General features: G+C 69.5%; 9 protein-coding genes. 4 read left to right on the top strand and 5 right to left on the bottom strand.

From position 1 onward, the window contains the following. Window positions 1-164 precede the first annotated feature (164 nt). From ACTWQR_RS42370 to ACTWQR_RS42360, 3 genes are all read right to left on the bottom strand, one after another. The gene (locus ACTWQR_RS42370; RefSeq protein WP_443232605.1) at window positions 165-1616 is read right to left on the bottom strand and encodes an MFS transporter; all 1452 of its coding nucleotides are present in this window, start codon (window positions 1614-1616) and stop codon (window positions 165-167) included. Window positions 1617-1735: 119 nt separating this feature from the next. Beyond that, on the bottom strand, window positions 1736-2482 hold the full coding sequence (locus ACTWQR_RS42365; protein ID WP_443232604.1) for a response regulator: 747 nt from the start codon (window positions 2480-2482) through the stop codon (window positions 1736-1738). A 528-nt stretch (window positions 2483-3010) separates the two neighbouring features. Beyond that, window positions 3011-3148: a hypothetical protein gene (locus ACTWQR_RS42360; RefSeq protein ID WP_443232603.1), complete on the bottom strand. Its 138-nt coding sequence runs from the start codon at window positions 3146-3148 to the stop codon at window positions 3011-3013. A 131-nt stretch (window positions 3149-3279) separates the two neighbouring features. Between ACTWQR_RS42360 and ACTWQR_RS42355 the strand changes: the two genes are divergently transcribed. Further along, complete coding sequence (locus ACTWQR_RS42355) at window positions 3280-6057, top strand: AAA family ATPase (RefSeq protein ID WP_443232602.1); 2778 nt, start codon at window positions 3280-3282, stop codon at window positions 6055-6057. Between the two features lie 594 nt (window positions 6058-6651). Here ACTWQR_RS42355 and ACTWQR_RS42350 read toward each other — a convergent pair. Both ACTWQR_RS42350 and ACTWQR_RS42345 read right to left on the bottom strand, forming a co-directional pair. Further along, window positions 6652-7611, bottom strand: coding sequence for a GlxA family transcriptional regulator (locus tag ACTWQR_RS42350; protein WP_443232601.1), 960 nt, complete (start codon window positions 7609-7611; stop codon window positions 6652-6654). Window positions 7612-7831: 220 nt separating this feature from the next. Continuing rightward, window positions 7832-8620, bottom strand: coding sequence for an alpha/beta fold hydrolase (locus ACTWQR_RS42345; protein WP_443232600.1), 789 nt, complete (start codon window positions 8618-8620; stop codon window positions 7832-7834). Window positions 8621-9008: 388 nt separating this feature from the next. Here ACTWQR_RS42345 and ACTWQR_RS42340 point away from each other — a divergent pair, with 388 nt between their 5' ends. The 3 genes from ACTWQR_RS42340 to ACTWQR_RS42330 all read left to right on the top strand — a co-directional run bounded on the left by ACTWQR_RS42340 (window position 9009) and on the right by ACTWQR_RS42330 (window position 10757). Further along, entirely contained in the window at window positions 9009-9206 is a 198-nt protein-coding gene (locus tag ACTWQR_RS42340; RefSeq protein WP_443232599.1) for a hypothetical protein, read from the top strand. 150 nt (window positions 9207-9356) lie between these two features. Next, window positions 9357-9830, top strand: coding sequence for a winged helix-turn-helix transcriptional regulator (locus ACTWQR_RS42335; protein WP_443232607.1), 474 nt, complete (start codon window positions 9357-9359; stop codon window positions 9828-9830). A gap of 54 nt (window positions 9831-9884) precedes the next feature. Then, the gene (locus ACTWQR_RS42330) at window positions 9885-10757 is read left to right on the top strand and encodes an alpha/beta fold hydrolase (protein ID WP_443232598.1); all 873 of its coding nucleotides are present in this window, start codon (window positions 9885-9887) and stop codon (window positions 10755-10757) included. Window positions 10758-10783 lie beyond the last annotated feature (26 nt).

Here is a 10783-nt window from a genome sequence, read left to right as displayed (position 1 = left end):
CGGAGGCGCGGGCCGACGCTTGGAGCCGGAGAGCTGCTGCCACCGGCAGGTGATCCACACGAGCCGGTGTCTGTCCGGCACAGTCCTGTCCGTCGGCGGCGGAACTGGATGCCCTCGATCGAGAGTGAACGGGCGTACGAGGCGCGCTGATCGTGGCGCGTGGCTCAGATGGCGGCTCGGGCGCCGGCCGGAGTATCCCCTGCGGCCAGGTCGGCAACTGGGCCACCGGTCTTGCGCCGGCTGGGGATGAGGAACGTCAGTGCCGCCGCCACGCCGAGCGCACCGGTGCCGAACCAGAGCGCCGGGATCAGTCCGTCCACGAACAGCGAGGCGGACCCGTAGCCGCCCTGGGCGGAGAAGATGGCCGCCAGGGACGCGACGCCGATGGCGCCGCCGACCTCTCGGATGGCGTTGTTGGCGCCGGAGGCGATGCCCTCTTCCTCGGGGCGGACGGTGCTCATGACGAGGTTGGCGGTGGGGGCGTAGAACATGCCCGTGCCGATCCCGCAGAGGATCAGCGCGGGGAGCAGGTCGGGGTAGTGCATCTGCGGCTCGACGGCCAGCGCCCAGAGCCCCAGGCCCACGCCCTGCAGGGCAAGCCCCACCGCGACGACCGGTCCGCCGCCGATGCGGTCGGAGAGTGCTCCTGCGAGCGGTCCGGCGATCATGGGCATGGCGGTCCAGGGCAGCATCCGTATGCCTGCTTCCATCGGCGAGTAGCCGCCGATGTCCTGGAAGTACTGGGTGAGCAGGAAGACCGATCCGAATGTGCCGAGCATCATCAGCAGGCTGGCGGCGTTGATGGCGCTGAAGGAGGGGTGACGGAACAGGTGCATCGGCAGCATCGGGTGCTTGGCGCGCTGTTCCCAGGCGACGAAGGCGACCAGCAGGAGGGCGCCGCCGATCAGGCCGCCCAGTACCGGGGTGCTGGTCCAGCCGTCGGCGTTGCCGCGGACCAGGGCGTAGACGATGCCGAACAGACCGCCGCTGGCCAGCACGGTTCCGGTCAGGTCCAGGCTCGGGTTCGGGCCGTGGCTCTCGCTCAGGCGCAGCAGGGCCAGAGGCATCAGCGCCAGGCCGATCGGGACGTTCACCCAGAAGATCCACTGCCAGGAGACGTACTCGGTGAGCGCGCCGCCGATGAGCGGTCCCATGGCGACGGCGAGGCCGCTGGCCGCACCCCAGATACCGAAGGCGACACCGCGCCGCTCAGCGGGGACGGCGGCCGACAGCAGGGTCAGGGTGAGCGGGGTGATGATCGCGGCGCCGAATCCCTGCACCGCGCGGGCGGCGATCAGTTCGTTCATGCCCGGGGCGAGCGCGGCCGCGGCGGAGGCGGCGGTGAAGATGCCAAGCCCGAGGACGAACAGCCGTCGGCGGCCGAAACGGTCACCCAGGGAAGCGCCGAACATCATCAGCACGGCGAAGGTGAGCGTGTAGGCGCTCACCGTCCACTCGAGATCTTCCAGGCCGCCGCCGAGGTCATCGCGGATGGAGGGCAGGGCGGTGGTGACGATCAGGTTGTCGAGCGCGGTGATGAATCCGGCCGTGCTGGTGATGAACACGGCCCAGACGGTGCTGCCGCGCCGGGCCTGTTGCTTGCTTTGCTGTTCCATGACTTCCCTTGACGGACTGGGTTGGTGATTGGTCATTTGGATGACGCCGGCGGTGCTCGGTGTGAAAGCCGGGCCCCGGTCGGCGGCAGGCTGCGTGCGGATCCCCGCGTGAGGGGACCTCAGCCGGCTGCGGGCAGAGCGTCAGGGCCTCTGCGGCCGGCACTGACTGCGTGTGGTGGTGCTGGGCGTGCGGGTCTGACCAGTCCGGTGTCGTAGGCGAAGATCACGGCCTGGACGCGGTCGCGGGCGCCGATCTTGGCGAGGATGTGGCTGACGTGGGTCTTCACGGTGGATTCGGCCAACGACAGCCGTTCGCCGATCTCGAGGTTGCTCCAGCCGGAGGCGATGGCGGTCAGCACCTCGCGCTCGCGCTGGGTCAGGGATTCCCGTTCACGCTGGGTCAGGAGAGCGAGCTGCCGCTTTTGGCCGGGGGCGCGGCCGGGCAGCCGGTCGGGGAAGACGTCGATGAGCTCGCGAGTCAGGCCGGGGGCGATGACCACGTCCCCGGCGGCCACGGCCCGGATACCGGCGACGAGTTCGTCGGGCAGTGCGTCCTTCAGCAGAAACCCGCTGGCACCGGCGCGCAGGGCGTCGTACGCGTGCTCGTCGATGTCGAAGGTGGTCAGGACCAGGACCTGGGAGCGGCCTCCGGACTCGACGATGCGGCGGGTGGCCTCGATGCCGTCCATGCCGGGCATCCGTGCGTCCATGAGCACGACGTCGGGGCGCAGTTCGGCGGCTTTGCGGACCGCTTCGGCGCCGTGGGCGGCCTCGCCCACCACGGTCAGATCGGGGTGGTGTTCCAGAAGCATCCGGAAGCCGAAGCGCTGCAGGGCGTGGTCGTCGACGATGAGAACGGTGGTCATGCCAAGTCTCCGTGTGGGCGGTGGTGGGGGTGGTGGGGACGAGAAGGGCACGGACGGTCCAGTCGCCGCGGGAGTTGGGGCCCGTGGTGCCCCCTCCTTGGCAGAGGGCGGCCCGCTCGCGTATGCCGACGGGCTTCTGGATCGCCGCCGTCATGGCCGTCCACCCGTGGGGTGCACGACGGTCCGGTGGCCTCGGCGGTGACGTCTACCGCGTGGAGGGCGGGGGTGACGATGACGTGCGCCGCGGTGTACGGGGGGAGGCGTACTCGACGATGTTGGTCAGGACTTCCTGGACGATGCGGTGGACGGCGAGCTGGAGCCCTGGGTGAGGCCTGCCGCGTCGCCCTCGGCGTGCGGGGTGGCGGTGGGCTCGGCGGCGCGGGCCCACCGCAACGGGGCGTCGAGGTCGACCAGGCCCGACTGAGGGTGTGTTCGGGGTGTCGTCCGGCTTCTCGCCGTCGTCGCGGATGACGGCGTCAGCGGCGTACTTCTCCTTGCTGCCGTTGCTTTGAGATCTTGGTGGTTGCTTCACGGCACAGTCGGCCGGCCGGTTGAGTGGCGGAGTTGTCTGTCGAAGGCCCGGGCGGGGACGACGCGGCGGAGCGTGCTGATGCCTCCGGGGGCCGGGCCGACGGCGTAGCGCAGTTTCGCGAATGCGCTGATCACGTTTCCGACGCTACTGATGAAGGGCCGGCAGCGGATCCGTCACCGTATCGGTCATGGAACCGCCAAATCTGGGTGAACGCGGGTACCGGGAGTGGCTCGGGGCGACCGCAGCCATTTAAGATTTCAAGCAAATGGACCTATACGGACGGCGCCAGGAGCAGGCAGCCCTTGACCGGATCCTTGACGGTGCTCGGCAAGGCGACGGGGCAACGCTGGTGCTGTGGGGTGACCCCGGCATCGGCAAGACCGCCCTGCTCGAATACGTGGCCGAGTCAGCCGCCGCGGACTTCGCCGTCTTGCGATGCGGGGGCACTCGCCTGGAGTCGGGGCTGACGTTCGCCGCACTGCACGAACTGCTGTGGCCGGTGACGGAGCGGATCAGTACGCTCCCGGAGCCGCAGGCCAACGCCTTGAACGGGGCGCTCGGGATGAGCGGCGACGTGGCGGACCGGTTCCTGATCGGCGTGGCCGTACTGACGCTCGTCGGCGAGCTCGCCACGGAACGGCCGGTGCTCATCATCGCCGACGATGCCCAATGGCTCGACGAGCCATCCGCACAGTGCCTGGCCTTCGCCGCGCGCCGACTGCGCAACAAACCCGTGGCCATGCTCCTCACCGGACACGACGACCCCGCCGACGGCCCCTGGGAGAAACTGGCGGCCCTGGAGGTCCGGGAGCTGGACGACGAGGACGCCCGGCTCCTCGCCCGTGCCGTCGCTCCGCAAGCCGACGAGGCGGTGATCCGGTGCACGATCCGCGCGGCAGCCGGAAATCCCCTCGCACTCCAGGAGCTGACCACGTCCGTGGCGGCCGGCGACATCTCGGCGCACCCTCTCGCCGATGAGCGGATCGCCGTCGGGCCACGCCTGCGCCGTGCCTTCCGCGCCCGGATCGAGAGGTTGTCCGCACCCGCCCGCACCGCGCTCCTTCTCGCCGCCGCCGATGACCGTAGCGATCGCAACACCATGCGCCAGGCAGGTGTTGTGCTCGGCCTCGACCCGGTCGCGTGGGACGAGGCGCTGTACTCGGGCCTGCTCACCACGCGCTCGGACGGTCGCGTCCGCTTCCGCCACCAGCTGATGGAGGCGGTGGTCTACGAGGAGGCGCCGCCCGCGAACCGGCAGGCCGTTCATCATGCGCTCGCCTCCGTACTGACCGGTGAGAACGCCGACGAGCTGCGCCCCTGGCACCTCGCCGCGGCTCTGGAAGCCGTGGGCCGCGCCGACGAGGAGGTGGCCCGGCTGCTGGAGGAGTCGGCCCACCGGTCCTGGGCACGCGGGGGCTGTGCCACGGCGGCCCGTGCCCTGCGGCGTGCGGCGAAGCTGTCCCCCTCGACGGATGACGCGGCCAGACGGCTGGCTCACGGAGCGAGGGCGGCCTGGGAGGCCGGCCACGTCGACGTGGCGCGGGGAATGCTGAAGCAGGCCGAAGGGATTTCCTCCGCATCCACGGTCGCGGATCTCAGCGAGGGGTTGCGCGGGCTGATCGAGTTCGCGCACGGCGATCTGGAAACCGCCTGCCGTCAGCTGACCCGGGACATGGAACGGGTGGCCGATCCGGGGCAGGCGTTCAGGCTCGGCAGCATGGCGCTGCGGGCGGCGTGGGCGGCCAGTCGTGGCGCACTCCAGCGCGAGGCGCTCCAGCGGCTCGAGCGGCGGCTCCCGCAAGGGGGCTTCCCGAACGCCGAGCTGCTGCCGTTGCTGCGCGCATGGTGGACGGAGGACGGGGGCGGCGGCGCCGATGACCGCGACCAGGTCGTGGCCCCCGGCGCTGACATCCTCACCCGGCTCAGCGGCAGTTCCTGGCTCCTGATGCCACCGGCACCGCTGGCGGTGGCCTGGGGCATCGAGTCCGCCCTGCAGGAGGCGCTCCGCCGCGAGATCGACGCGCTGCGGCACACGGACCAGGTCACCGCCCTGACCCAGGCGCTGGCCCAGACCGTGGCGCCCGACCTCGCGCAAGGCTCCTGGACCTCGGCCAAGGCGAACGCCCTTGAGGGGCTCCACGTGGCCCAGGGGATCGGCGACGACCACTTGGCGGGGCAGTGCGGCACCGGTCTCGGATGGCTGGCAGCCGCGCAAGGCGATGAGAGGACCGTCAGGGACGTCTCTGACGGGATCATCGAGGTTTGGGTGCCGCGTGGGGTGCGCGTCTTCACCGCCTGCGCGGAGTGGAACCTCGGTATGTCGGCGCTCTTCGCCGGCCGGGCCGAGGAGGCGCTGGACCGCCTGGTCCGGCTGGGCGAGGAGGGGCACCACGCGGCGAACGACACCGTCGCGCTGCTCGCCGCGCCGGACACCGCCGAGGCCGCCCTCCAGGCCGGGCAGCGGGCGACGGCCGAGGAACAGGCGCGGCTGCTGCGGCGGTGGGCCGAACGGACCAACGCGGCGTGGGCGATCTCCGCGACGCACCTGGTCCACGCACTGCTGGCGTCGGGGGCGGATGCGGAGAAGCAGTTCCAGCTTGCGCTGGATGTCCCCGGAGCCGCGTCTCGGCCCTTCAACTACGCCCGCACGCGCCTGCTGTACGGCGAGTGGCTGCGGCGGGCCCGGCGTCGTACCGAGGCCCGGGCACAGCTGGCGGAAGCCGCGGAAACCTTCCAGCGACTCGACGCGGCTCCCTTGCTCGCCCGCACCCGGGCCGAACAGGAGCTGACCGGGCAGCAACCGCGCCGGGACTCCGAGTGGGCACGGGCACGGGACATCCCAACGACCCTCACGCCGCAGGAGCTGAGAGTCGTACGGCTGGCCGCGGAGGGACTCACCAACCGGGAGATCGGGGCACAGCTGCTGATCAGTCCTCGTACGGTGGGTCATCACCTGGCCAACGTGTTCCCCAAGCTCGGCATCGTCTCGCGCGCCGACCTCGCGCGCGTCGACTTTGAGGACGGGCTGCGTTTGATGGAGTGACCGGCGGTATGCCGGTGCTGCCCGACTGGCTCGCCGATGCCCGGACTCGTACCGCAGGGATGATCTCTGTCACGGTCCGTCGGGCTGGGTCAGCCGCCGTACCAGGTGCACCAGGCGTACCTGGACGGGATGGTCGGCTGAGGGTCGAGGGGCCGGTCGGCGCGCAGGTCATGCCAGGAGCCACGTAGCCCGACCTCGGCGGTCCGGCGTCCACTGAGGGTTCACGCCGCCTGTACTGGTCATGAGGCGCCCCGGGTCAACAACGGCTCCCGGTCCCGGGATCAGGCAGGGATTTCAGACCGTCATCAGACGCTCATCAGACCCCGATGAGACCCTCAGACCCTCGCTGAGCAACTCGCGCTGCTCTTTGGCGGGCCGCCGGTCGGGCTGTTGCCCTTGAGGCCTCGCGGCAGTCGGCTCTGTGGCGAGGAAAGAGCGCGGTGTGGGTTCAAGCGGTGTGCCGACACGGCTGACGGGCGCCCTGCGGCATGGACGGGCGCGTGCTGTGTTGGCGACGGCCGTGCCCCCGGCCGTGGCGGTGCGCCGGTGCGCCGGTTCGTCACCGCGCTCGCGGAGCGGTGGGTGCGGTGGTGGTCAGTGCGTGAGGGACGGGGTGCCGCGGAAGGTGCGCCGGTAGGTGATCGGTGAGACGCCGATGGCGGCATGCAGGTGTTCTCGTAGTGATGTGCCGCCGGCGAAGCCGACTTGGCCGGCGATCTCGTCCACCGGCTGGTCGGTGGTTTCCAGCAGGTGTCGCGCCCGGTCGACGCGCTGCTGGATCAGCCAGCGTCCCGGGCTCATACCCACTTCTTCGGTGAAGCGGCGAGCGAAGGTGCGCAGGCTCATGTGGGAATGCTCGGCGAGGTCCGTCAAGGTCATGGGCTCGTGGAGGTTCTCCAGGGCCCACTGGCGGGCGGTGGCCGTTCCGCTGGCCGTGGCCTCCGGCACCGGGTGCTGGATGTACTGCGCCTGTCCTCCGTCGCGCCACGGGGGGACGATGCACAGGCGGGCCACCTGGTTGGCGACTTCAGTGCCGTGGTCCTTGCGGATGATGTGCAGGCAGACGTCCAGCCCGGAGGCGGCGCCGGCCGAGGTCAGCACATCTCCGTCGTCGATGAAAAGGACGTCGGGATCCAGTGCGACCTGTGGGAAGCGCTCGCGGAAGAGGTCCGCGACCACCCAGTGGGTGGTGGCCGGCCGGCCGTCGAGGAGACCGGCTTCGGCGAGGATGAAGGCGCCGGTGCAGATCGATACGAGGCGGGTGCCGGGAGTCACGGACGCGAGCGCCTGGACCACGGCTTGCGGCACTTCCTTTGTGGCGGCGGTGGAGATGAAGGGCGGGAGGACGACGGTGTCGGCGGTGCGCAGCGCCTCCGGGCCGTGCTCGACGGTGATCGAGAAGTCGGAGTTGGTGCGTACCGGGCGGCCGTCGACGCTGCAGGTGAGGACCTCGTAGCGGCCGTCTGCGGCCCCGAAGACCCGACTGGGAATGCCCAACTCGAAGGGGTACACACCGTCCATGGCCAGAACGGCGACTCGGTGAATGTGTGCCATGGCGTGATCCCGTCGAAAGGTGGAATTCGTGCCATGATATCGGACGTCCTCCCCGGAGGCTTCCGCCAACGGCGGCACCATGTTCTGACGATCTATCGACGAACGCACGCCGTGGCGTGATCCCGTTGAAAGTCCAGATCGGCCGGAGATCCCATCGCGCCTCTGGTTCGGGCGTCAGCACGGCGAATGTGGGGCCTGCTCCAACGACATTCGATCAAACTCAGGACTCGAGGAACCCAATCGCCCTTGCCACGAAATCCTCGTGGTACTGGAAGATCCCCCCGTGGCCGGAATCAGGGTAGAGGGGGACAAGTTCGCTCTTGGGCAGACGAGCGGCCAGGTCGATTGTGTTGTGGCTGGGCACCATCCGGTCGTTCTCACCGTTTGCCACGAGGGCGGGTTGGCGAATTGCCGACAGGTCTGACGGTGCCTGGCGGCCCCATCGTTTGACGGCCTTCAGTTGGGCGCGGAGCGATGGAAGCGAGAAGTCCTTGTCGCGGTTGTCCGTGCGCTCCTTCAGTCGCCGCAGGAAGGCGCGTCCTGCCTGTCGGCCGCTCGCGGTTTCGGTGAAGAAGAGGGAGAGCTTCGCGTCCTGGCGGATCAGGGCGCCCTTGATGGTGGCCTGGATGGCAAGAGCCGGAACCTTGTCGATGCCATCGCCGCCGGCGGGGCCCGTGCCCGCGAGGATGACCTTGCGGACGAGGCGCGGTTCTTCTTCCGCGACGACCTGCGCGACGAAGCCGCCCATCGACAGACCGAACAGATCGACCTGGTCGAAGCCAAGGGCACGGATGAACCGCACCGCGTCGTGGGCCATCCCTTCGATCGTGTCCGGCGTGGAGCCTCCCGACCCGCCCACCCCGCGGTTGCCGAAGGTGATCACCCGACGTCGTGCGGCGAGTCCGTCGACGACGCGCGGATCCCAGTTGTCCAGGTTTCCGGCCAGGTGGATCAGGAGGATCAGCGGCACGCCGTCCTCGGGGCCGAGCTGCCGATAGACGAAGTCCACTCCGTCGACGGACACGGAGCGGGTTGGCGCGTTCTTGTACGACGACCGTGAGGGGGACGGGGAATTTCGCGGTGCGCTCATGTCCAGGTCTTTCATGTGGGTGGGCTGGTGGGTGGGTGTCGGGGGCGTTCTCGTTTGCTGGAGGACCAGAAGGGAGCGGGTTCTTCACGGCATCCCGACGACGACCTTGCAGCAGCCTCGGTGACGAGCGCGTGGCGGGCACGCTGGGCCCAGTGCCCGAGGCTTGTCTCGGTGGCAGAACTCTTCGGAGCGGCCTTACCTCGCGTCCTGGATGCCGGTGTGACTGGCGGCCAGCGATTGAATTACGTTCATCATTCTAAGTGGCGGGCCGACGGGCCGCAAGAGGGACCCTTCTCTCGCGTCCGCCATGTCTCGTGGTGGGTTCCTGGCCCGCCTCAAGGAGCGCACCCGGGACCGGGACAAGGCGATCTCCCTCACGTCGTACTTCGCCCAGCTCAAGGCCATCCACCGCTGGGGTCTCGCACGGCCCCAGGGCCTCTCTGTCATCCGTTTCCGGCTCCGCGCTCGGGTGGGTCGGCGGATCGTCCGGCGGATCGCCCGATGAAGGACTCGGTAGGAGGTCTTGGTGCTGCTCGTGCGCGGCCAGGTCGAGTGGCCGATCGCGGCACCGAAGGCTGAGTATCTATAAGTAAACTTAAACTCGGTTAGAATCGCTCCTATGGATGCGTGGACCGAAGTTCTTCAGGACACCGGCATGGACCCCCGACTCGACCGGGACACGTCCAACTGCTCGATCGCGCGGACTCTTGAGATCGTGGGCGAGAAGTGGACGATCCTGATCCTGCGTGAGGTGTGGTACGGATCGTCCCGGTTCGGGGACTTCGAACGTGTCCTCGGCTGTCCTCGTAACCTTCTGGCGACGCGGCTTCGGATGCTGGTGGAGGAAGGGATCCTGGCGACCGAGACGTACAAGGAGCCCGGTTCGCGGAGTCGGCCGAAGTATGTGATCACGCCCAAGGGTATGGATCTGGTGCCGGCCGTGATGGGGCTGTTGCAGTGGGGTGACCGTTACCGCGCCGACCCGGAGGGGCCGGCGGTATTGGCGCGACACCGTGAGTGCGGCGCGCACGTCGACGTCCGGATTAGCTGCGAACAAGGCCACCCGGTGCAAGCGAAGGACATCGAGAGCGTCCCGGGCCCAGCCTTTCGTATGAGGTCGCCCAAGTGAGCTGAGGACTCCTCCGTCAGCCGGACGGTCGGCTCGTAACAGGAAGGCGCAACCGTGGGACAGCCGACAGTGACGACCGGAGTGACGCAGGTGGACGGGGTCCGCCTGCACTACGTCCGAGCCGGGTCCGGACCTCTGCTTGTCCTGCTCCACGGCTGGCCGCAGACCTCCGACTGCTGGCGGCCGGTACTGGCGGATCTCGCCGTCGACCACACCGTTGTGGCGCCGGACCTGCGCGGATACGGCCTGAGCGACAAGCCCACCACTGGTTACGACAAGCGACGTATGGCCGCCGACATGGCAGGCCTCGTCGAGGCGCTCGGCTTCGAGCGGGCCATGGTCGTGGGCCACGACCGCGGCGCTCGCGTGGGGCACCGCTGGGCGCTGGACCGCCCGGACCAGGTGGAGCGGCTGGCCGTGCTCGACATCGTTCCCACCCGGGAGATGTTCCGCCGCCTGGACGCCTCGCTCGCCTCCGGGTACTGGCACTGGCTGTTCCACATGCAGCCCGATCTGCCCGAGCGCTTGGTGGGGCCCGACATCCGCGGGTATCTCGAGTACTTCTTCGAGCGGTGGACCTACAACCGCCACGCACTCACAGCGGACGCGGTCGACGGCTACGTCCGTGCGTTCTCCCGCCCGGGCGCCCTGCGTGCGAGCCTCGACGACTACCGAGCCATGGAGGAGGACACCGCGCTCGACGACATCGACGCCGCCGAAGGCCGCCGCCTCACCATCCCGCTGCTGGCGCTGTGGGGTTCCGTGGGGCTGCCTGCCCGCCTGCCGACACTGGAGATCTGGCGTGGCTACGCGGACGACGTGACCGGTGCCGAGATCCCGGAGTGCGGCCACTTCATCCCGGAGGAGCAACCGGAGGCGCTGTTGGCGCATCTGCGGCCCTTCCTGGCCGGCAGGACGAGCCGGTGAGCCCATTACCTTGCTCGTGGAGCCCG

The sequence above is a fragment of the Streptomyces sp. 2A115 genome (genome assembly GCF_052245575.1).
Classification (GTDB): Bacteria; Actinomycetota; Actinomycetes; order Streptomycetales; family Streptomycetaceae; genus Streptomyces.
The sequence above is the reverse complement of the archived record's forward strand: the minus strand, read 5'-3'. Positions and strand labels throughout refer to the sequence as shown.

Coding starts and splice junctions, on each gene's coding strand:
- ACTWQR_RS42355 (WP_443232602.1), top strand. CDS start 3,280: ATGGACCTATACGGACGGCGCCAGGAGCAGGCAGCCCTTGACCGGATC.
- ACTWQR_RS42365 (WP_443232604.1), bottom strand. CDS start 2,482: ATGACCACCGTTCTCATCGTCGACGACCACGCCCTGCAGCGCTTCGGC.
- ACTWQR_RS42350 (WP_443232601.1), bottom strand. CDS start 7,611: ATGGCACACATTCACCGAGTCGCCGTTCTGGCCATGGACGGTGTGTAC.
- ACTWQR_RS42335 (WP_443232607.1), top strand. CDS start 9,357: ATGGACCCCCGACTCGACCGGGACACGTCCAACTGCTCGATCGCGCGG.
- ACTWQR_RS42370 (WP_443232605.1), bottom strand. CDS start 1,616: ATGGAACAGCAAAGCAAGCAACAGGCCCGGCGCGGCAGCACCGTCTGG.
- ACTWQR_RS42340 (WP_443232599.1), top strand. CDS start 9,009: ATGTCTCGTGGTGGGTTCCTGGCCCGCCTCAAGGAGCGCACCCGGGAC.